The 20,503-nt window shown below is 66.0% G+C and carries 19 protein-coding genes; 10 read left to right on the top strand and 9 right to left on the bottom strand.

Going from position 1 to position 20,503, the window contains the following annotated elements:
• The first annotated feature begins 329 nt into the window (after positions 1-329).
• A complete protein-coding gene (locus FM113_RS10380; protein ID WP_176387166.1) occupies positions 330-1,823 on the top strand; it encodes a hypothetical protein in 1,494 nt (497 codons plus the stop codon).
• Between the two features lie 40 nt (positions 1,824-1,863).
• Here the strand turns inward: FM113_RS10380 and FM113_RS10375 are convergent, their stop codons facing one another.
• From FM113_RS10375 to FM113_RS10360, 4 genes are all read right to left on the bottom strand, one after another.
• Positions 1,864-2,496: a TetR/AcrR family transcriptional regulator gene (locus FM113_RS10375; protein WP_087014345.1), complete on the bottom strand. Its 633-nt coding sequence runs from the start codon at positions 2,494-2,496 to the stop codon at positions 1,864-1,866.
• Between the two features lie 78 nt (positions 2,497-2,574).
• On the bottom strand, positions 2,575-3,729 hold the full coding sequence (locus FM113_RS10370) for a PotD/PotF family extracellular solute-binding protein (protein ID WP_087014343.1): 1,155 nt from the start codon (positions 3,727-3,729) through the stop codon (positions 2,575-2,577).
• A 27-nt stretch (positions 3,730-3,756) separates the two neighbouring features.
• Positions 3,757-5,001 (bottom strand): Xaa-Pro peptidase family protein, encoded by a 1,245-nt coding sequence (locus FM113_RS10365; protein WP_087014342.1) that lies wholly within the window; start codon positions 4,999-5,001, stop codon positions 3,757-3,759.
• Positions 5,002-5,003: 2 nt separating this feature from the next.
• Entirely contained in the window at positions 5,004-6,110 is a 1,107-nt protein-coding gene (locus tag FM113_RS10360) for a hypothetical protein (RefSeq protein WP_087014339.1), read from the bottom strand.
• A gap of 373 nt (positions 6,111-6,483) precedes the next feature.
• Here FM113_RS10360 and FM113_RS10355 point away from each other — a divergent pair, with 373 nt between their 5' ends.
• The 4 genes from FM113_RS10355 (at position 6,484) to FM113_RS10340 (ending at position 11,277) form a co-directional block, all read left to right on the top strand.
• Positions 6,484-7,320: an SDR family NAD(P)-dependent oxidoreductase gene (locus FM113_RS10355; protein WP_087014337.1), complete on the top strand. Its 837-nt coding sequence runs from the start codon at positions 6,484-6,486 to the stop codon at positions 7,318-7,320.
• A 271-nt stretch (positions 7,321-7,591) separates the two neighbouring features.
• Entirely contained in the window at positions 7,592-8,962 is a 1,371-nt protein-coding gene (locus tag FM113_RS10350) for an 8-oxoguanine deaminase (protein ID WP_087014335.1), read from the top strand.
• A 63-nt stretch (positions 8,963-9,025) separates the two neighbouring features.
• Positions 9,026-10,489 carry a nucleobase:cation symporter-2 family protein gene (locus FM113_RS10345; RefSeq protein ID WP_087014333.1) on the top strand — a complete coding sequence of 488 codons (1,464 nt, stop codon included), beginning with the start codon at positions 9,026-9,028 and terminating at the stop codon, positions 10,487-10,489.
• A 134-nt stretch (positions 10,490-10,623) separates the two neighbouring features.
• The gene (locus tag FM113_RS10340; RefSeq protein ID WP_087014331.1) at positions 10,624-11,277 is read left to right on the top strand and encodes a hypothetical protein; all 654 of its coding nucleotides are present in this window, start codon (positions 10,624-10,626) and stop codon (positions 11,275-11,277) included.
• Here FM113_RS10340 and FM113_RS10335 read toward each other — a convergent pair whose 3' ends face one another.
• Genes FM113_RS10335 through FM113_RS10325 form a run of 3 tightly spaced genes read right to left on the bottom strand, consistent with a single transcriptional unit; the run spans position 11,278 to position 14,018 of the window.
• A complete protein-coding gene (locus FM113_RS10335; protein WP_176387165.1) occupies positions 11,278-12,228 on the bottom strand; it encodes a LysR family transcriptional regulator in 951 nt (316 codons plus the stop codon).
• Positions 12,221-13,105, bottom strand: a complete 885-nt coding sequence (locus tag FM113_RS10330; RefSeq protein ID WP_140393337.1) for an AraC family transcriptional regulator — start codon at positions 13,103-13,105, stop codon at positions 12,221-12,223. The genes FM113_RS10335 and FM113_RS10330 overlap by 8 nt, the downstream gene beginning before the upstream one ends.
• 16 nt (positions 13,106-13,121) lie before the next feature.
• Positions 13,122-14,018 carry a siderophore-interacting protein gene (locus FM113_RS10325; RefSeq protein ID WP_087014324.1) on the bottom strand — a complete coding sequence of 299 codons (897 nt, stop codon included), beginning with the start codon at positions 14,016-14,018 and terminating at the stop codon, positions 13,122-13,124.
• A gap of 218 nt (positions 14,019-14,236) precedes the next feature.
• On the opposite strand from FM113_RS10325, the gene FM113_RS10320 reads away from it, so the two are divergent.
• From FM113_RS10320 to FM113_RS10310, 3 genes are all read left to right on the top strand, one after another.
• Positions 14,237-15,937, top strand: coding sequence for an Ig-like domain-containing protein (locus FM113_RS10320; RefSeq protein WP_087014322.1), 1,701 nt, complete (start codon positions 14,237-14,239; stop codon positions 15,935-15,937).
• Positions 15,938-16,151: 214 nt separating this feature from the next.
• Positions 16,152-16,562 (top strand): DUF3788 family protein, encoded by a 411-nt coding sequence (locus tag FM113_RS10315; RefSeq protein ID WP_176387164.1) that lies wholly within the window; start codon positions 16,152-16,154, stop codon positions 16,560-16,562.
• A gap of 72 nt (positions 16,563-16,634) precedes the next feature.
• A complete protein-coding gene (locus tag FM113_RS10310; RefSeq protein ID WP_087014317.1) occupies positions 16,635-17,258 on the top strand; it encodes a TetR/AcrR family transcriptional regulator in 624 nt (207 codons plus the stop codon).
• Positions 17,259-17,295: 37 nt separating this feature from the next.
• Here FM113_RS10310 and FM113_RS10305 read toward each other — a convergent pair whose 3' ends face one another.
• Together FM113_RS10305 and FM113_RS10300 are read right to left on the bottom strand one after the other, a co-directional pair.
• The gene (locus FM113_RS10305; RefSeq protein ID WP_087014315.1) at positions 17,296-17,730 is read right to left on the bottom strand and encodes a hypothetical protein; all 435 of its coding nucleotides are present in this window, start codon (positions 17,728-17,730) and stop codon (positions 17,296-17,298) included.
• Between the two features lie 106 nt (positions 17,731-17,836).
• Positions 17,837-18,226 (bottom strand): HNH endonuclease, encoded by a 390-nt coding sequence (locus FM113_RS10300; RefSeq protein ID WP_087014312.1) that lies wholly within the window; start codon positions 18,224-18,226, stop codon positions 17,837-17,839.
• A gap of 135 nt (positions 18,227-18,361) precedes the next feature.
• Here FM113_RS10300 and FM113_RS10295 point away from each other — a divergent pair, with 135 nt between their 5' ends.
• Positions 18,362-19,582 (top strand): serine hydrolase, encoded by a 1,221-nt coding sequence (locus FM113_RS10295; protein WP_087014310.1) that lies wholly within the window; start codon positions 18,362-18,364, stop codon positions 19,580-19,582.
• 201 nt (positions 19,583-19,783) lie between these two features.
• Positions 19,784-20,422, top strand: a complete 639-nt coding sequence (locus FM113_RS10290; RefSeq protein WP_087014308.1) for a hypothetical protein — start codon at positions 19,784-19,786, stop codon at positions 20,420-20,422.
• Positions 20,423-20,503: the final 81 nt, after the last annotated feature.

Genomic DNA, 20,503 nt, shown 5'->3' with positions numbered 1-20,503 from the left:
GGGGAAAGAATTCGCGGTTGCCCTCCGGACGACTGCGAACGAAGCCAAACTAAGCGCTGTCTCGGGTGCCGGGCCATCGTGTTTTCCGTGCACGTCGGAATAGTGACTATGTTGACGTGCCGTGCGCAGCGGCCGTGCGCACCGGGCGTGCAGGATCGGCATGATGGAGATCCGTTCTTCGTTCCGGCGCGCGCAGGATCGCCGATGGGAGGGCCGCAACCCCAACATCGAGCCCCCAACATCACGAGCACAATCTCCTCCTGAATGGATACGAACACCCCGAGATGCCCGACACAATGCGGTGCACCGCAAGTGAAATAATCGCTGGAGTGGCAGCTGTGCCGCGCGGGAACCGGGGAGGCAACGTGAGCCTGGCGATCCACCCACGGCGTGGGCGACGCAGTGCGAGGTTCTGGCTTCGTGCATGGCTCGGCGGTCCGCTGTTCTGCGGCCTGCTGCTCACGGTGCTGTCGGGGTGCATGACCGGGGACGGGACCCATGCTGCGTTCACACGTGAGTTTGCGGGGGATCCCGCAGTTGTCGACCTCGATCTGTCCAGTGCGGACAACATGCCCTTCACGGGCGGCGTGGGTGGCGAGGTGACGCTGCGCAGCGATCTGGACGATGCGGAACTGCGTACGGTCGTGGATCGTGTGCGTGAGTTTGGTGCGGAGCACGGTGCAGTCGACGGCACCACCGCGGCGGATCAGGCCGTCTCGGGGGAGCCGTCGCGCGTGCGGATTACCCTGCTGCTCGATGGGTGGCGGTTCCCGGTGCTCATGGACGCGCAGGCGGGTGACGCGCTCCTGGGAGTAGTTGCGGAGCTTCGCGGGGACGCGCGCGTGGAGGCAGGCAGCTTCAGCTCGCAGAACTTCACGAATGCGGCCAGTTCAGCACGGCTCGAAGCCGCCGATAGCGGGGCGGCGTTCGCGCTGCTCGGAGAATCACCAGAGCTGTTCGCGACGCTCGGCAGGGTGCCGGAAGTGACCGTGGCGACGGCACCGAGCGCCGCGGAGCGCGTTGTGCTGACGGGTGTCCCCGGGCCGTGGCTCGAGCGAGCGGGTGCAGGATACGCGGCGCTCCGTGCGGCAGTCCCGCTCACCGCGTTCGAGGCCGATCCTTCCGCGGTGACGGTGACGCTCGCCAGCGAGGCGGACCTTGAGCGCGCCGAGGGGCTCGCCCGCGCGACGCTGCAGCACGGCGACGGCGGGAGCGTGTATTTCCAGAGCGATCTGGTGACGCTCTTTCCCGGGGCAACTGGGGGAGCGGCCCGAACGCTGCTCGCGGCTCTCCCGGCGGATGCCAGGGCAGGCATCGAATCCCTGTGGACCGACGACCGAGCACTCCAGATCGGTGCCGCCGACGCGCAGCGTCTCGCCGACATCGCCGCCGCAGTGGACGGGAGCGCCGCCACGGACGGGCTCGGCCCGGTGACGATCGCAGACGGGCTCGGCCCGGTGACGATCCGTGTGGGCCCGGCAGCCGAGCCCATGCTCGCGATTCAGGGTGACCCGGGTGCGCTCACCGAGCAGGCGGCGACCGCGATCGCGCTCGGGGAACGTGGCGAGGTGGCCCGGGTCGTACTGTCCCCGGGGTTCTCGATTGAAATTGTGACGAGCGGCACGCCAAACGATGCGGACCTTGCCGCCTACGCGCGCCAGCTGAAAGCGCTCGCGGAACCGGGGGATCGGGTCTGCGTTGATGCAGCGCAGCGGGGCTCGTTCTGCGTCACTGCAGCGGAGCAGCTGACCTCGGCGGAGCTCACCGAACGCGCGGCCCGGGACGGGCGTCCGTTTGTTGACGCGTGGAATGCGCGGCCGTGAGCGCCGGATCGCGGCATTCAGTAGGCCGCGGCGAGCCGCCTCAGCGCGCTGCGGCGGTGCCTTCGCCCTCCAAGCGGAGGCTTCCCTCGACCATGCGGAGTGCGACTCCTGCGAAGGCCCCCGCTGCGTTCGCGACGATCGCAACGCACGCGGGCGCGTCGAGCTCGGGGTGCTGATTCAGGATGTAGTAGGAGAGCGAGTCTTCCAAGGCTACGAGCGATCGGGCCGCGTCGATGACCGGAATATGCATGATGAACTGTCCTGAGCGAACGCCGTTCTCAAGCACGTCTTGGTAGAGCGACACCTGCGCGTCGAACAGCTGCTGCATGAGGCTCGCATACCCAGGATCGCGCACCGAGATCCCCTCGAGCTCGCACAACAGACGCACCGATGCGTCCGCCGGCGAGGTGGGCATGCCGCTCTCGATGAGCGTGATCAGCGCCGCAACCGGATCGCTGACCCCGTCCAAGGTATCGAGTCTGTGACGGTGCCAGCGCTGGCTCGCCTCCTCGTAGATCTCTTGCACGAGCACGTCGATATCGGGGTAGTGGTAGAGGATCGCGGCGGGGGTGACCCCCGCCGCCGACGCGATGCCCTTCAGCTTGAACGAGCGGAGCCCGTGCGCGACAAGCTCGCGCTCGGCTGTGCTCTGCAGTTGCGCTTTGCGATTCATTTCGGGGGAAACCTCAACCTCTCAGCGATGTGCTGTTGTAACTCTACGCGGACTCAGGTGCCGCTGCCCGCGCCATCACTACGTACCGAGCACGCGTGCGAACTGTTGTGCGTAGCGCGACTCCTCGTTCGAGCTGAGCGCGCGGAAAACCTTGAGGCGCGCTTGCAACTCCGCGTCCGGAAAAATCAGTGGGTTATCAACCAACGACGGATCGACGTGCTCCATAGCCTCGCGGGCACCCTCGACCGGCGTGATGTACCCGACGGTCGCAGCCACGCGTGCCGCAATCTCCGGATCGTAGTAGTAGTCGATGAGCTGCTCCACCTCGCGCACCCGCTTCGAGCCGTTGGGCACCGTGAACGAGGTCACATCGGTGTTTCCGCCCGACTCCGGCACGATGAACTCCCACTTGTCGCCGTTCTCCGCGTTTAAGACGTCGATCTCCCCGCCCCAGGCGAGCGTCGCGATCGACGCTCCGCTGACGAGATCCTGCACAAATGATCCGCCCTTCACCGCGGAAATCTTGCCGTCGCTCAGGTTGCGACTCAGCCACGTCATGGCGTTCTCGAACTCGGCGTCACCCCAGTCTGAGGACTCGATATCGACGCCCTGCTGCAACATGATGAGGCCTGCGGTGTCGCGCATCTCGGTGAGCATGCCGACGCGCCCCTCGAAGATCGGGTTCAGGAGGTCGTCAAGGGTGCGAACGTGCTTCGCGTACTCCTTGCGCACCGCGATTCCCGTCATGAAGCCCTGCCAGGGGACTGAATAGCTCCGCTCGGGGTCAAAACTCGGGGCGGCCCAGGCCGGCTTGAGATTCGCGAGGTTCGGCATGCGTGCGTGGTCGAGCGCTTGCACCTGCCCGGCGGCATGCCAGCGCGCGATCAGCCAGTCACTTACGACAACGGTGTCGTAGCCAATGTCCTGCTCGAGCTGGAGCTGATCCTTCACGACGGCGTTGAACGTGTTGTTGTCATCGATGTCCTCGAAATAGTTCACCGCGATGCCGGATGCCGCGGTGAACTCCTCGAGTGTGGGAAACGTTCCGGATTCCGGATCGTAGTCGAGGTAGTAGGTCCAGTTACCCCAGTTGAGTTCGGCGGCGTCGGATCGTGGGGCAGCGCACGATGTCAGCAGGGACGTGGCCCCCAGGCCCGCCCCGATCCCCAGGCTGTATTTCAGGAGACTACGCCGAGAAAGTGCGAATTCTGAGATCCTTCGGTGATCGGTCATGAGTGGTCCTTTGTCTCTGGGGCAGCGCTAGTCGATGATGAAAAACTCGTTGGGCGTGCTCTGCAAGAACTCCGCGCCGTCCTCCGCGACGATGAGGGTGTTGATCCCCATCGTGAGACCCGCGTTTTTCGGGAGGTAAAAGTTTGCCTCGTAGTTGAGGACCTCTCCCGCCACGAACCGGGCGGCCGAGTCAGCGTCTTCGTCATACACGAACTCCCCCACCCAGTCGGGTGGGAACGCGATTCCCAGTTCGTAGCCGCCCACCCACCAGCGGTTTTCCCAGAGGCCACGCTCCTCGTAGTGATCCTGCAACTGTGCGAGCAGTTCCGCCGCGCTCGCGCCCGACTTCAGATGCGTGCGGACAAGCTCAAGCGCGTCGAGGGAGCGATCGATGTAGTCCGCAATCTGCGGATCGGGTTCACCCACTGAGAAGGTCCGGGCCATGTTCGCGTGGTAGCGATAGAACACGCCACTGACGTCGACGTTGACGATGTCACCGGGCATGATCTTGCGCCGCGAGGCGAGCCCGTGCACACAGGCGCTCTTCGCACCCGAGGAGACCGGCATCGTGATCCCGGGGTTCTCCCCGCCCGCCTTGGCCATCGCGTAGACGATCTCCGCGTACACGTCGAGCTCGGTGACGCCCGCGCGGAGCGTGTCGCGGGCCGCCTGCATGCCGATGTCGGCGATACGCTGCGCGGTGCGCACGTGGGAGAGCTCCTGCGGGCTCTTGACTCGGCGAACGCCACGGGTCAGCGCCGTTGCATCCACAACGCGCCCTCCCGCAGCCTCGATCGCGGCCTGAAACTCGGCGCTCTGGTTCGGGTTCGGGCGATAGCTTCCCTTCTCGAGCCCGATCACCGCACCATCCGTCACCCAGCGCTCGGCGGTGAGTTCACCGATGATGCTCTCCAGCACGTCGGTGTCGCCGCTGACGCGGACGTCCTCGGAGACCGAGGTGATCCGTGTCAGGAGCAGTTCGTCTCCGGTCTCGAAGTGGATCCAGTTGTCATGATCAACATGGATCGCCACACCGCTGAACGCTGGCCAGATCGTGGGTGACTGGCCGTGATACCACTCGGCTTGATACCCGGTCGCCCAGCAGATGGCTTCGGGGGAGGACAGGTACAGGACGTCGATGCCGGCTGTGGACATTGCCTCGCGGAGCCGACGGTGCCGGGCACGGTACTCGCCGATCGAGAACCCGAGATCGGTCTCGGGATACGCGGTCGCGAGGAACTGTTCTTTGAATGAGAGCCTGTGTGCGGACATTGTTAGAACCTCCAGAATCGAGCGAGATAGCTCTGTGCAAGACGGATGTCTGCGTCGCCGTGGCGCGGATCATCGGGGAGATACCCGACGGGATCGTCGAGTTCGGGGGCGAGGCCGAGCAGCCCCTCGCAGGTGGCGTGGAGACAGTACGCGGCGTAGGAGAGGTGGTAGCCGCCCTCTTGGACGAGGACGAGGCGTCCATCGGTGAGCTCGTCGGCGAGCTCCCGCATTCGCGATCCGATCGCGTGGAACCCGTCCATCGTGAGCGCTTGCCGCCCGTTCGGGTCGACCGCGCTCGCGTCCTGTCCGGACGAGCAGATGATGAGCTCGGGATGATACTGACGAAGCACCGGGGCGATGACCTGATCGATCGCCGCGCGGTAGGCTGCGTCCCCGGCCCCCAGCGACAACTCCATATTGATGTTGAACCCCATACCGCCGTCAACTCCGATTTCCGCGGGGGATCCGGTCTGTGGGTGGGTCGCGCTCCACGTGCCGTGCCGCATGTGGAGCGAGGCGTACAGGACATCCGAACGGGTGTAGAAACACTCTTGCGTGCCATTGCCGTGGTGCGTATCCCAGTCGATGATGGCGATGCGCTTGAGGCCCGCCGCGCGGGCACGTTCCGCCATGAGCGCCGCGTGATTGAACACGCCGTAGCCTTCGGCTTGCTGGGGTTGGGCGTGATGCCCGGGCGGCCGAACGAGCGCGTAGGCGAGGGACGTGTCGCCGGTGAGCACCGCGTCGACTGCGGCGAGTGAGGTGCCAGCTGCCGCGAGGAGGGCCGGCCAGGCCTCCTCCGAGAGCACCGTGTTGGACTCGATGTACCCGCCGCCGCGCGTGATGAAGTCTGCAACCTCCCGGATGTACTCCTCGGGATGTACGGTGCGCAGCTCGTCGTGAGAGGCGAGACGGCCATCGCGCCACTCGATGCGGTCCGCGAGCGGGCCGTTGCGTAGTACAGCCCGCATGTTGCGCACTCGGTCCGCGTTTTCCACGTGCGCTTCAGTGACGTCGAGCAGGGGCGATGCCGGAACCTCTCCGAACGCGGTGCCCGTGTCGTTCAGCAGCACGCGCTCATCCCAGAAGACAGTGAGCTTTTCGGTCATAGCGTTCCCTCCACAGCGACGGACGATCTGCAGCCAAGCTACACTAAATTTAATTTAGATCAAGAGCGCGGCGAGAATTTTTTGACCCGAGCAGCCCGTGGGAGGGCTCGGGGTGTCGCCTCGGTTGCGGTAGTAGGTGATTGTGTGAAAATGCACTCTGGTCAGGTGTTTTTGAATAGGCTATGATTAAGCTAACGCATCTGGGTGGCCCGGATAGTTCGGGTTGAGTCCGCGCATGAAACGTGTCGGATTCCCTGTCTTTGTGGCTCGACTCTGGGGGCGTGCGTTCGGGGTTTCCCCTGGGCGAATTGGTCTGGTCCAGAGGGGGCCCGGGGCGCAGACCAAGCAGCGTGGGGCCCATAGGGAGAACACCATGACTCAACTTTTGGCTGACAAGGTTGCAATTGTGACCGGGGGTACGAGCGGGATCGGCCTGGCGACCGTCGAGCGTTTCCTCGAAGAGGGTGCGCAGGTGATGATCGCTGATATTCAAGACGACGCCGGTGCCGAGATTGTCGGCCGGCTCGGGGATCGTGTCGCGTACACACACACGAACGTGATGCAGGAGGCCGCGATTGAGGCAGTCGTTGCCGCGACCGTCGAGCGCTTCGGCAAGCTCGACATCATGTTTAACAACGCTGGCGCCCAGGGGGATCAGGCGCCGATCATGGAGCTGGGGCAGGAGGGCTTCGAGCAGACGCTTTCGCTCCTCGCGAGCTCCGTGATGTTTGGCCACAAGTATGCCGCGCGCCAGTTCCGCGAGCAGGGTACGGGTGGATCGATTATTTCCACGGCGTCCGCTGCGGCGTTCCAGGGCGGCTGGTCTGCCGCCGCCTATACCGTGGCAAAGCACGGCGTTGTTGGCGTCGTGAAGCAAGCCACGCCCGAGCTTGCCCCGTTTGGCATTCGCTCAAACGCGATCGCTCCGGGAATCATCATGACCCCGATCATGTCCCGCGGATTCGGGATCCCCGAGGAAAACGCCGCCGAGTTCGTGGCGTATCTCTCCGAGAAGCTCGGCCCCACACAGCCCAGTGGTCGCGTGGGTACGCCGGAGGATATTGCCAAGGCGGCGGTGTTCCTGGCGAGTGATCTCTCCGAGTTTGTGAACGGTGTGGTGCTCCCTGTGGATGGCGGCGTCACGAGCACGAACCTCGGCAGCTTTACTGATGATCTCACCGCGGCCGGCATGGCGTACCTCAACCGCTAGCCACCCGCATATCTCCGGCAGCCAGGCCCACGTTTCGTGGGCCTGGCTGCCGTGTGTTTGGGGGCCGAAACGCGACCGAAATGCGGGCGCTATTCCGACATGCGAAATTGTAGGTCCGGGATCCGAGAGAAATCGTTGACTTGTCATTCGAGTGCGTGGTACATCTGGGGTACTCCAAAGACGGAGTACCTGGATCAGCAGACAGGGAAACACTGAGCTGGCACCCACGTGGAGCCGGCAGTCGGTTCCACCGTATGGATGGAGTCAGCACATGCCACAGTCAACCGCGCGCCTCTGGATCAAGAACCCGCTCGGGATCTTCACCGGGACGGACGCCGACGCCGCCGGCGGGATCGTCATCGAGGGATCCCGGGTCAGCGAACTCGTGCCCGCCGGGGGAGCGCCCGCGACCCCGGTCGACCAGGTGTTCGACGCGAGCCGCCACGTCCTGATCCCCGGCCTGATCAACACGCACCACCACTTCTACCAAACTCTCACCCGCGCCTGGACCCCCGTCGTCAGCGCGGAGCTGTTCCCGTGGCTGAAGGGGCTCTACGGCGTGTGGGCGGGGCTCACGCCGCGAGATCTGGAACTCGCCACGACCGCGGCACTCGCCGAGCTGCTGCTGTCGGGCTGCACCACCGCGGCCGACCACCACTATCTCTTCCCGAACGGGCTCGAGGACGGCATCGACGTGCAGGTGGGGGCCGTGCGTCAGCTTGGGATGCGCGCCACGCTCACCCGAGGCTCGATGTCACTCGGCGAGAATGACGGCGGCCTGCCCCCGCAGAGCACCGTGCAGGAGGCGGACGTGATCCTGGCGGACAGCGAACGACTTGTCGGGGCCTACCATGAGCGTGGTGAGGGAGCTTTTGTCCAGATCGGGCTTGCTCCGTGCTCGCCGTTCTCGGTGACCACCGGGGTGATGCGCGACACTGCGGCCCTGGCCGAACGCCTCGACGTGCGCCTCCACACCCACCTCGCCGAAACGCTCGATGAAGAGGACTTCTGCCGCGAAGCGTTCGGGCTGCGCACAGTCGACTACCTCGAGAGCGTCGGCTGGCTCTCCGATCGCACCTGGCTCGCGCACGGGATCCACTTCGACGACGCGGAGATCGCGAGGCTCGGCGCGGCCGGAACCAGCGTGTCCCACTGCGCCACCTCGAACATGCGTCTCGCCTCGGGTATCGCACGCACCCTGGAGCTCGAACAGGCAGGCGCGCCCGTCGGACTCGGCGTTGACGGATCAGCCTCCAATGACGGATCAAACATGATCCAGGAGGTGCGCCAGGCCCTGTACCTGCAGCGGCTGCGGTACGGTGCCGCGGCGGTCACCCCGGAGCGTGCACTCGGCTGGGCGACCGCCGGATCAGCCAAGGCGCTGGGGCGCTCAGACCTGGGCACACTTGCCCCGGGGATGCAGGCCGACCTCGCAATGTTCACCCTCGATGAGCTGCGCTTCTCCGGCAGCCACGATCCCATCGCCGCGCTACTGCTGTGCGGTGCAGAGCGTGCCGACAGGGTGATGGTGGGCGGCACGTGGCGAGTCGCCGACGGCCAGATCGAGGGGCTTGACGTTGCCCAGCTCATTGCCCACCACAGCGAGGCCGCCCGCGGCCTGCTCTCCCGCCATCGCGCATAGCCGCGCCCCGAGTCCCTTCTGCACCAACCCCAACCCCAACCCCAACACGACAAAGAGGTCGATATGAACCAGAACACCGTGGCCGTCGACCGGCCAGAAGACGAAAGACTCCCGTTCGGAGCCACGCTCGCCTACGGGCTGCAGCACGTGCTCACAATGTATGGCGGCATCATCGCCCCGCCGCTCATAATCGGGTCGATGGCGGGCCTCAGCGGGGCCGAGATCGGCGTACTCATCACAGCCTGCCTGTTTATGGGCGGCCTCGCGACGATCCTGCAAACCCTGGGGGTCCCGTTCTTCGGTTCACAGCTGCCGCTTGTGCAGGGCGTATCGTTCGCTGGCGTGGCCACGATGGGGGCCATCGTCACGAGCGGCGGCGGGCTTCCCGCCGTGCTCGGCTCCGTGATCGCCGCATCGGTGATCGGGCTCCTCGTGGCGCCCGTATTCGCGAAGATCATCCGGTTCTTCCCGCCCGTTGTTACGGGAGTGGTGATCACCACAATTGGTCTGACACTGCTGCCGGTTGCGGCCGGCTGGGCAATGGGCGGGGCCAGCGATGCGCCCGACTTTGGGTCGCAACAGAACCTCTTGCTGGCGGCAATCACGCTCGTGGTCGTGCTTGTCCTGAGCAAGATGCCGATCGGGGCGATCTCGCGGCTCGCCATCCTGCTCGCGATGGTGATCGGCACGGTCATCGCGGCGTTCATGGGAATGGTGGACTTCGGCGGTGTGCTGGATGGCCCGATCTTCGCGATCCCGACCCCGTTTGCGTTTGGGATGCCGACCTTTGAGATCGCCGCAATCATCTCGATGCTGATCGTGATCCTCGTCACGCTCACGGAGACCACCGCGGACATCATTGCGGTCGGCGACATCATCGGTACAAAGGTGGACTCCAAGCGGATCGCGGCGGGCTTGCGTGCCGACATGCTCTCGAGTGCGGTGTCCCCGGTGTTCGGGTCGTTCACGCAGTCCGCATTTGCGCAGAACGTGGGCCTGGTGGCGATCACCGGCGTCAAGAGCCGCTTTGTGGTCACGGCCGGCGGTGCGGTGCTCGTGGTGCTCGGGCTGCTCCCGGTACTGGGGCGTGTGGTTGCCGCAATTCCCACACCGGTGCTCGGTGGTGCAGGTATTGTCCTCTTCGGGAGCGTCGCGGCGAGCGGGATCCGGACCCTCGCCAAAGTGGAGTATCGCGGCAACATGAACCTCATCATTGTGGCGGCCTCGCTCGGGATTGCGATGCTACCGATCGCAGCGCCCACAATCTACGATCAGATGCCCGACTGGTTCAACACGATCTTCCACTCCGGGATCAGTTCGGCGGCTGTCGCCGCAATTCTCCTGAACCTCCTGTTCAACCACCTCGGAAGCCGGGCCGGCAAGGATGCGTCCGCGCTCGCCGCAGCGCCCACACGGAGTATCCCCGTCGCGTATCTGGAAGCGTTCGAGGACGGCGACTCCGTGATCGACGGGAAGATCGTGGATCGCGAAGGCAACGAAGTGCGGCTGGATCAGCCTGCGCACTGATCACTGAAGCGCTGATACATCGCAGTGTTCCGGCGCGGGGTGCGGCAGTATGCCGTGCCCCGCGTCTGTGCTGTGCCCGGCGTCTGTGCTGTGCCCGGCGTATGTGCTGTGCCCGGATGCGATGTAATGGATGCATGCTTCGCCCCCGTCATGCCACCGCACTTGTCCTGACGTTCGCCCTCCTCCCGCTCGCGGCGTGCAGTCCGCTCTCGCTTCCCGCACCCCAGTCGGATGGCCCGAGCCCTGAGGAGCGAATCGCGCAGGAGGCAGGCGTCGAGGTCGAGCCTGGGCTGGCGCGTTGCGATTTCTCGAACGACGACGCGGGGGTCCCTGGCAATGGGACGAGCACCGGCGCCTTCGGCACGCTCGATACCGCGGAAGTGCGCGAGACCGCAGGGGCGTACGAGGTGACCTTCACGGGTGACCTCTTGGATCCGGCGCTCCTGACTCCCACCTCTGATCTCAACTTCAGACTGGACCTGGGTGAGACCAACCCCAATCAGGTCATGCTGTACACCGAGTACGTGGACGGTGCGCTCGGGATCACCGGAACTGTTGCGGCGGGGATCGCGTTCTCCCAGGACACGGCTGCAGAACTCACGCCGGGCGCATTTACGGCTAGGTACCCCAAAAGCTCCCCCGACCTCGCGGGTTTTGAACCCGTGACGTGGCGCGCGGGAGTGGAATACTCGAGCGGCGAGGCGGGCGTCGAGCCTGTCATTCTGTCCTGCGGTGACGGCCGGGAATGGAACTGGCTGCCACTGGCGGGGGCAGCGGGCGAGAGTTGATCACCGAAGGAAACTGTGCTTAGCGGGCACCGCGCTGCGCACGGCCGCGGCTGCATCAGGGCCGCTCCGCCCGCTCGCCGCAGCTGCGGCCCGGTCACCCCCAGGCGTGCGCACCACAAGGTGCAGCGTACGGGCGTGGGCCTCGGCAGGCACCTGGAGCATGACGAGCTTGCCGGATTCCAGATGCTCGTGAACGAGATATCTGGGAAGCACGCTCATGCCGGCACCATCGATCGTGAGCCGAAGCAGCGCCCGCAGATCCGGCACGGTAGCTCGGGGAGTTACACGAGTGGGTGAGCCTGCGAAGATGCTCCGCCAGTACTGACGGAGCACGGGGAGCTCGGGGCCGTAGGCGAGCACGGGGATGCGCTCAATATCCTGCGCGGCACGATCCAGCCAATGCGGCCTGCCGACAAGCACGAACTCTTCTGCGTAGAACGCCTCCGAGCGCAGCCCCTGTCCGCGCACGGGCACCGTCGCGACGAGCGCGTCAAGGTCCCCGCGCCTGAGTGCTGCGATCAGCTCGGACTCGGGGCCAGCTTTCACGACGACGCCAAGGTTCTTGCAGGAGCGCGCACATAATCCGGGGAGAAGGACCTCGGACAGGAAGGCCGCAGGTCCGCCGATTGTGAGGGGGCACGCTGCCAGCTCCGACGTAAGGTCCTTGGGGCCCAGCCCCGGAGCCTCGAGAAGGTCGGCTGCCCGGCGTGCCAGATCGGTGCCGCGGGAGGTCGCGTGCACTCCCGCTATGTGGCGATTCAGGAGCCTGGTCCCCAGCTGTCGCTCAAGCCATGCGAGCCGTTCCGAGATCGTTGCACGGGGCAGGCCGAGCTCATTGGCCGCGGCGGCGATCGATCCGGCACGGTAGACCGTGAGGAACACGCGCAGCACGCTCGCATCGATTTCGACCGGGAGGCCCAGCGAGGTTTCGCTGCCCAGCGCGCTACACATGTACACGCTGCCGGTAGCTGACAGGCGAAGTGCCCCAGTGCGCGGAGAAACGGCGACTCGCATACCCCGGGTCGTGCCACCCGACGGCCCGGCCGGCCGCGCTGACCGTGAGCTGTGTGGTACGCAGGAGGTAGGCCATGCGCTCTGCTCGCAGCCGCTGCAGGTAGCTCATGGGGCCGAGCTGGAGGTCCGCGCGAAAGGCGCGTGTGAGCTGAGACGCTGAGGTATTGAGTGCCGACGAGAGTCGCGCGAGCGTCCACGGCTGGTCGAGCTGATCGTGGAGCAGCGACACCGCGTGGCTGACGCGAGTGCTGTAGCGGAGCATGTCGCCCCCGAGTTCAGCGTGTTCGTGCGCGATCGGTGCAGTGGCGATCGTGGCTGCGGTGCCCCAGAACCGAATCAACTGATCCATGAGGGCAATGAACTCTGACAGTTGCCCGAGGAGTGTGGGTTGCGGGCGCTCGGCGATACGGGTGAGCGTATGCTGCAGTGCGGTTGCCTGGGGTGCGGTGAGTTCTCGGGCCAGTGCGGAACCACGCGTCGCGAGCGCTCCCAAGACCGGCTGCATCGTCGTGGCGAGCATCGGGTGGGCCGCGGCCATGCCTAGGAGCTCGGTCGTGAGATAGAGATTCGTGAAGTGTAGATCGGGTGAGGTGCCGTAGGAGTGCCAGCTGTCCGGGCCGAGCAGCACTAGCGTACGGGGGCGCAACGGGTGCACGCCGGTTTCCGTAAAGTGTTCGCCCGTGCCGTGAGTGATGAGTGCGAGCTCGGCAAAATCGTGGGTGTGCGCACACATCTCGCGATGCAGTGCGATGTGTTCCGCGGCCATAAGCGCGGAGTGGCCGGGGAGTACCTCGGCGTCGGAGAGTGTAAACACTGTGGCAATCAAGCTTTCAAGGATGAGACTGGGTCGTGGTGGAGAGTGGTGTCGGATCTGCTGCGGACGCTGGGTCGGGTTCGCCGAGGCTGAGCTCGTCTATCTCTTGGCGGCTGAGGGTCCTGCCCGACTGGGCGAGCGTCTGAGCGCGTGCGATGATCTCGGAATCATAGATATCCGCGGGGGTGTCTCGCCGCCAGTAGCCGACGATCTGTGAGCTCGCTGCCGTAAATCCGGCCTCCCCGCGCAGGTATCGGCGTAGTGACTTCAGCGTTCCGGCCTCGCCGGCGGCCCATACGTAGTGCGGTGCGAAACGTGAGACTTCGGTGCGCACAGCTGCGGTGAGTGCGGCTGGGTCCGTGCCCGTGGTGATCCACTCGGTCAACCCCGACGCTGGATCCTCCAACTCACACCGCTCGTGTGCATCGTCCACGCGCAACAACACACGAACCGTGGCCTGCCGGGGCAATGCGCGGAGCGCGGTCATAATCGCCGGCAGGGATGATGGGTCGCCGATGAAGAGCATGCGTTCCGCGGAAGCGGCGGCGGATCCGGCTGCGTTGCTGAGCAGGAGGAGTTGCCCGGGAGTAGCCGTCGCTGCCCAGCGACCCGCTGGCCCGTCGGCGTGGATCACAAAGTCGATGTCGACTTCGGAGCACTCGGGACGGTGCTCGCGCACGGTGTAGGTGCGCATCACTGAGTTTGCGCGGATCTCATCGAGTGCCGCGGTCACGGGGCGCGTGAGCTCGGTATGCGGAAGCCATACTTTGATCTTGGGGGCAATACCCGAGCACACGAAGTCACGCAAACCGGCTCCACCAAAGGTGATCCGGATGAAGCGGGGGCCAAGGGCGCGTGCGGCGATGACCTCAGCGAGATACATCAGGAAGCGGGGAGGGGTGGTCGAGGGCATGGGGCTCCAGTGCTTGAGGTAAGTGTAGCCTTACCTCACTCTGGCAGCCGCGGTCGGGATCATCCATGCACCTGCGCGGCGGGACCTTGGACGATCCGGTCAGGTTGGGGGCGTGAGTCGCGAGGGCCTCGACGGACGTGATGCCTTTTGTGACCGCGGTGCGAGCCGTGTTGAAAAACGACGTGACACCATCAATGAACTTAGTCTAATGTTGGATTGTGATTAAGTTACCCCGAAGCTTTCGATCCGACAACGCAGCGGATCCTCTCCACACCGGAACGCGGCGCGAAGCGCCCCGGCGCCCCCTGGGGCTCGCCCTTGCGGCAACGCTGGCTCTCAGCGGCGCTGGGCTCGCCACAGCGAACGCCGCCCAGGCCGCTCCGCTCCCACAACAGGCCGAGTCTGTCGCCGAAGCTGCCGCAGCGGTCACCACGAGCACGGCACTCAACATCGGAGTCAGTCCGACTCGCGTGGGAGAACTGCTTGTCGCCTCGGCTGTGGTCACTCTCAACGGGCCAGCGCTGCTCAGCGGTGAACTCGTGAGCTTTGAACTCGACGGAGTGGTAGTCGGGCAGAGCCCACTGATCTATTTCGGTTCCGGGAAGTACGGCACCCTCATCCCGCTCGTGCTCACACCCGCCGCGGGGAGCCACGAACTTGTGGCCCGGTTCGCGGGAACGGCCGACGCGCTCGCTTCGGCGAGTGATCCGACGGCATTCAGTGTTGCGCAGATCAGCACCCAGACGCAGATCACGAGTGCACCCGCCTCCGCCACAATCGAGGCCCCGATCGACGTGTCCGCGCGGGTCAGCGCGGACCGTCAGGGCCCCGACCCTGACGGGCTCGACGGATCGGCCGTGCTGCTCGCAAACGGCTCACCGCTGATGACGCTCGACCTCGCAGCCGACGGTTCGGTTGTGTTTGACGATGTGGTCGTGCCCTGGGGGACCACCAACTTGAGCGTCGCCTACATGGGCGATAGCCGCGGCAACTACGCGAACTCCTCCTCCCCGTTCTCGACCTTCACGGGGGATGTTCTGGAGACGGCCACGACGCTCGCACTCTCCGCGCCGCAGATCCGTGCGGACGGCGCTGTCGCGCTGACCGCGACTGTGCAGTCGGCGGACGGCACTACGGTGCCACGCGGTGCCGTCGAGTTCTTGGTTGACGAGGGAATCGTGCATACGGGCCAGCTCGGTACGGACGCAGAGACGGCACCCGGCACGGCCCTTGCGGTCTTCACGCTGAACCCTGCGGAACTCATGCTCGGTGCACACGAGCTGACCGCTCGGTTCGTGCCGGGAGACGGCTTTGCTGACTCCGCGAGCGTTCCCGCTGCGCTGCGGATCTTGGGGGTAGAGACCGCCCTCACGCCTCACGCCATCGAACTGCGGGGTACCCCAACTCGGCCCGCGCAGGTTGACGTGACGGCGCAAATCGTCGACGCCGGATCTGGTGAGGATGGTACTGGCAACGGTGGATCCGAGAACCGCTCCGATGCCCCCATCGATCTCCCCGCGGGCACTGTGCAGGCGTACGTGGGCGTGCAGCCGCTTGGCGATCCAGTTTCCCTCGAGGAGGGGACTGGAACCGTTGTCCTTGCCGGACTCCCTGTCGGAGCGCACGAGGTTGAGCTGCGATTCACCCCCGGATCGCCGCAGCTGCTGCGGAGCGCCGCAACCGTCGTGGTGACCGTGACCGCGGACACCACGCCGGATGACGCGGTGAAGCCGGATGACGCGGTGAAGCCCGACGACAAGCCACAGCCGAAGCCGCATGCGAAGCCGAGCGATACGGCGGTGCGGCCCGCTGCGCTCGCGACGACCGGCGGACAAGGGGCCACACCGGTGCTGCTCGGTGGTCTCGCGCTCCTGGGCGGGGCCGCCGCGCTGATCCTGTCCGCGCGACGCCGGAGCTAGTCCACAGTGTTCCGCGTCCGCTGCTGTGTTCCGGCCACGGGGTCTCCGTCGAAGAGACACGCGGCCGGTGACAGTAGCGGCCGCGGGACGCTGGATTCCCCGCGGCCCACTACTGCACCCTCATGGTGGGGAGCCTCTCACGCGCGAGGGATTGGGATACTGATTTGCGAGACACCGGGTGCGCGAGGAGCTCCCGCACCGCGAGGAGGAGACCGTGCAGTTCACCGCGTACGTTGCAGGTGGAAGGACCGACGGCCCTCCGGGCGAGGAACGAATTGTTCGGCTGCTCGGCCCCGCCGTTCCCGCGTGGGACCGACTCCTCGCTGGTTGCGCGGAGCTTTCCCCGGCCGTGCAGGTGTCCTGGAAGTACTATTTGGACGGCGGGTGGCTCTGCCGGGTGCAGCGTGGCACCAAGAATTTAGCTTGGCTCGCGCTTCGCGAAGGGTATGCGACGGTCACCTGCTATTTCGCGGAGCGATACCGGACACAGCTCGCGGCAATCCCCGGCTGCGCCTGGGTCTCGACCGCCCCTGTGCTGGGGCGGCTGCTCCCGGTGCACCTGGAGCTCCGCGCCGAGGGCGACGCGGATGTGGCACTGCGAGTGCTTGCCACGAAGGGGGAGTAGCGCGAGCCCGGGCTTCGGTCCGACACCCGGTTGTGTGGCGCGGTGCCCAGATGGCGCGTTGGAGGGGCGCTGATGCCTGAGGGGCTCCGTGAACGGAAGCGGCGGCAGACGCACGAGCGGCTCGAACACGCCGCCGTCACTCTCGCAGTCGAGGAGGGGGTGAGCGCGGTCACCGTGGACCGGGTGTGTGAGACGGTCATGGTGTCGCGCAGCACGTTCTTCAATTACTTCGCTTCGCTCGAACACGCGATCTTCGGCAGCCCCTTCACATTCGATCCCGCACGAGCGGAACACGTGTTGAGCGCGCACCCGGACGACCTCGTCCTCGCCGCACTCGAGTTGATCGTCGAGTCCGTGCAGGGCGGCGAGCCGAGCTTAGTTGGCCCCCAACGCGTCGCACTATTCCTGCGAGAAGCGGGCGTCGGCCGGCCCGTGATCCACGCCCATGCAGAAAGCCGGAAACGGCTCGCGCGAGTCCTGGCCCGGTGGCTCGACGCACACCCAGACCAGGCGCGCTTGCCGGGAGTTCCGAGCGAGCGCGAGGCAGACATGTCCGTCAGGCTCGCGCTCGCTGTGGGCAATGCCCTCCTGCGTGATGCCAGCGAATACCGCGGGGATTTCCCCCTTGACCTCGGCGACTACGCCACTGAACGGGCGCGACTCGCGACGATCCTCGGGGCCACCGGCGTCACCTGAGGTCCCGGGGGCGCGGACAACCACTCGGTTTCGTGAGTCACAGGCGGTCGGCAAGCCGGTCAAGTCTGAGCGCTGGGACTGGGCGCATTGCCGAGCGGAGCGCCCGCAGGAGGAGACCCGAGTGTCGCACAGTATGGGTCACCACCGTGGAGCCGGAGTCAACTTGCGTGCCAGAGTCGGAAGTGTCGGGGAGCCGGGCGTCCTGGAGATCCCACTCGCCGACTTCCACGCCACCGACGACGGTGAGGACCCACACGATACGCTCGGCGCTCGTCTCCGCGTACCGGAGAGTCGCCGGCCCGGGAACTCGGGTGGTGACGCGATACTCCCTACCGATCGTGGCGACACGATCCGGCGCGGCAACGCCGAGCAGCGCAGGGTTCCACTCCGCTAGCTCGGCAATGCTCGTGAGTACGTGGGCCACCCGGGCTCGGGGTGCCAAGATCATTCGGTGTGCGGTGAACGCGGTCATGCGACGCTCCTGTCGTGACGCCCCTCACGGCGAGCAGCGGTGTGCCGCGCGCTCGTGCCCCGCAGCCACAGGGTACTCGCTGGGACGCCACCTGCACAGTCGGAGATTAGGCCTCGCTGCCCTCGGGACTGTCGGGGAGGAGTTGCTGCAGGATCGTCGCGTGGCGCAGCAGGAAGGCGCGCTCATCAAGCTTCTTGCGGCGCAGCCACGAGGTGACCTCGGAATTGTGCTTGCTCGCGTTGCATGACGCACAGGCGGGAACGACGTTCCCGAGTGTGTAGCGCCCGCCACGGGAGATCGGCTGCACGCAGTCCCGTTGCAGGGCCGGTCCGGTGCCCTGGCAGTACGCGCAGCACCCCCACGCTTCGAGCAGGATCGCCCACTGCTCATCTGTCAGATCGTTGTCGACACGCGCCAGTCGCGTGCGGCGGCGCGTCGCGTAGCGGGCGCGGGTCGCCGCGGACTGGGTTGCGGAATTGCGTCGGCGAGGTGGCACCCCCTCACTCTGGCACGGGTATCGGCTCTTGTCAGATCGCCGAGCGAGTGTCACGATTGCTCTCACCAGGGATGGGCGCTACCGCGGTTTGACGCCGCATGGATCGTGTGTCCCGTGAGGCGAGGGAGCCGGGACATGTACACCAGCACCACAGCTCAGAAGCGGCGTCGGATCATGCGGCTTGCGGCGCTCGCCGCAGTCGGGCTTGCAGTGGGAGGCGCGACGCTGAGCGGCTGTGCACCCGGCGGCGGAACCGCAGATCCGGCAGCGGATGATTCGGCCGCGAGCCCGAGTATGATCCAGCGACCCAGCGCCCCCACAGGCGCGCTGCCGGAAGAATTGCAGGATGCCCTGGACGACGCCCTCGAACAGACACGGGCGAAGTACTCCGTGCCCGGAGCAGTCGCCGGGGTCTGGATTCCGGGTGAGGGGTCATGGACCACCGCGGTGGGGCTCGCGGACATGGCGAACGCGGAACCCGCAACCGAAGACATGAGCTGGCCGATCCGAAGCATCACCAAGTCGTACACGGTGACCCTGCTGCTCCAACTCGCGGACGAGGGCAAGCTCAGCCTCGACGACGCCCTCGACTCGTACGTGCCCGGGGTCACCCACGGTGACGAGATCACCCTCCTGCAGCTTGCGAACATGTCGAGCGGAATCGCCGATTACGTCACCGAGGCGTTCATGAGGGAGTTCGCGAAGGATCCGACACACGTCTACACGCTCGCTGAACTGAACCAGGGGGTCGTCGGCCAGCCCGCGCAGTTTGATCCCGGCACCGAGTTTGTGTACACAAACGCCAACACCAACCTGCTGGGCGCGGTCATCGAAAAAGTCACGGGTCAGCCCTACGCTGAGGCTCTGCAGAAACGCATCCTCGACCCGCTGGGGCAACGGGGCACACACTACATCACAGACGTCGTCGACTGGGCCGAGCCGCATCCCGTGGGGTACCAGCCTGATCCGGAAACCGGGGAACTCGCCCCGCAAGACCAGAACCCCTCGATCCTGGGGGCAGCAGGGTCGCTGTTCTCCACGCTCGATGACGGTCGGGTGTGGGCCGAGACGCTGGGATCCGGCGCGCTGCTGCAGCCCGAGACACAGGTACTGCGGGAGATCGGGCACGAGATCGAGAAGCCACCATACGACCTGTATGCCGTGGGCATGGGGGAGACGAACGGGTGGCTGGGACACAACGGCGAGGGCGTCGGCTTCACCGCGGCCACCTTCCACGACCCCGAGTCCGGTGCGAGCATCGTGGTGTACATGAACGCGTCCAACCTGCCGGATCACGCACATCCCGCTGATCAGGCCTTCCGAGCGCTCGCCGCAGTGGTGCGCGATCGCGGGTGAGCCTGTGCGCGGCGCGCGCCGCGCGCTGTGCGTTCGAGCCCGAACGAGAACCACGGAGATTCACGGTTACGACGGAGATTTTCTGCCCGTTTGAGGGCGCGCCCCGTGGATCTCCTGCGCGGCGGTGAGGGGAAACCGGTCTGAAGTGTGACCTGGCAGTACGCGGCTGCACCCTCCCCGGCGATACGGAATAATGGGCGTATGACCACCGCCTCGCGTCTCCCGCACCTGGTGCGGGGCGCGTGCGCGGCGACAATTGCGACCTACGCGGCGCTGTTCTCACACGTCTTGGCGGGCGGCGCGATGCCGGCCCCGCTCGGGATCGTGGCCCCGCTGCTGTTGTCGCTCCTCGTGTGCGTGCTGCTCGCCGGACGTAAACTCTCGCTGACCAGGCTTTCGATCTCGGTCATGGCGAGCCAGACGCTGTTCCACACGCTCTTTGTTTTGGGGGCGGTGCCCTCGAACGGCGCGGGAGTTCCGACTGGCGGCCCGCACCAGAATCACGGACAAATGGCGATCGCCCTCCCCGCGATCTCAGGTGAGACCGTGGAGCTGATCCAGGGCAGCACGGTGATGTGGGCGTCACACGCGATCGGTGCGGTAGTCACGATCCTGTTCCTCTACCGAGGTGAGCGCACGATCCATCGTCTGCGAGTCCTCGCCGAGCGCATTGGTCTCTGGCTCGGGCGTCGGCTCCAAGCCCCACTGCGCGCGGTTCCCGTACGCCCTCCGGTCCGTGTGCAGCCTCGGCCGGCCCGCGGCTGGACGGTGCTCGCGCAACTGCGTGCCTCCGTGCTGATCCGACGCGGCCCGCCCGTCCTTTCCGGGCTCTCTCGCTGACCCCACCCGCTTCAGGTACCTGACGCGGGTGTCGCGCGTGCGCCCATCCGCTTCCCTGATTCTTGCCCGCTGCGGTTGTCA

Origin of the sequence: Leucobacter sp. 7(1) (genome assembly GCF_900163635.1) — a bacterium.
GTDB lineage: Bacteria > Actinomycetota > Actinomycetes > Actinomycetales > Microbacteriaceae > Leucobacter.
The sequence above is the reverse complement of the archived record's forward strand: the minus strand, read 5'-3'. Positions and strand labels throughout refer to the sequence as shown.

Excerpts from the sequence above, each read along its gene's own strand:
- FM113_RS10375 (WP_087014345.1), bottom strand. The coding sequence starts at position 2,496 with ATGAATCGCAAAGCGCAACTGCAGAGCACAGCCGAGCGCGAGCTTGTC.
- FM113_RS10370 (WP_087014343.1), bottom strand. The coding sequence starts at position 3,729 with ATGACCGATCACCGAAGGATCTCAGAATTCGCACTTTCTCGGCGTAGT.
- FM113_RS10365 (WP_087014342.1), bottom strand. The coding sequence starts at position 5,001 with ATGTCCGCACACAGGCTCTCATTCAAAGAACAGTTCCTCGCGACCGCG.
- FM113_RS10360 (WP_087014339.1), bottom strand. The coding sequence starts at position 6,110 with ATGACCGAAAAGCTCACTGTCTTCTGGGATGAGCGCGTGCTGCTGAAC.
- FM113_RS10355 (WP_087014337.1), top strand. The coding sequence starts at position 6,484 with ATGACTCAACTTTTGGCTGACAAGGTTGCAATTGTGACCGGGGGTACG.
- FM113_RS10350 (WP_087014335.1), top strand. The coding sequence starts at position 7,592 with ATGCCACAGTCAACCGCGCGCCTCTGGATCAAGAACCCGCTCGGGATC.
- FM113_RS10345 (WP_087014333.1), top strand. The coding sequence starts at position 9,026 with ATGAACCAGAACACCGTGGCCGTCGACCGGCCAGAAGACGAAAGACTC.
- FM113_RS10340 (WP_087014331.1), top strand. The coding sequence starts at position 10,624 with ATGCTTCGCCCCCGTCATGCCACCGCACTTGTCCTGACGTTCGCCCTC.
- FM113_RS10335 (WP_176387165.1), bottom strand. The coding sequence starts at position 12,228 with ATGTGTAGCGCGCTGGGCAGCGAAACCTCGCTGGGCCTCCCGGTCGAA.
- FM113_RS10325 (WP_087014324.1), bottom strand. The coding sequence starts at position 14,018 with ATGCCCTCGACCACCCCTCCCCGCTTCCTGATGTATCTCGCTGAGGTC.
- FM113_RS10310 (WP_087014317.1), top strand. The coding sequence starts at position 16,635 with ATGCCTGAGGGGCTCCGTGAACGGAAGCGGCGGCAGACGCACGAGCGG.
- FM113_RS10305 (WP_087014315.1), bottom strand. The coding sequence starts at position 17,730 with ATGACCGCGTTCACCGCACACCGAATGATCTTGGCACCCCGAGCCCGG.
- FM113_RS10295 (WP_087014310.1), top strand. The coding sequence starts at position 18,362 with ATGTACACCAGCACCACAGCTCAGAAGCGGCGTCGGATCATGCGGCTT.
- FM113_RS10290 (WP_087014308.1), top strand. The coding sequence starts at position 19,784 with ATGACCACCGCCTCGCGTCTCCCGCACCTGGTGCGGGGCGCGTGCGCG.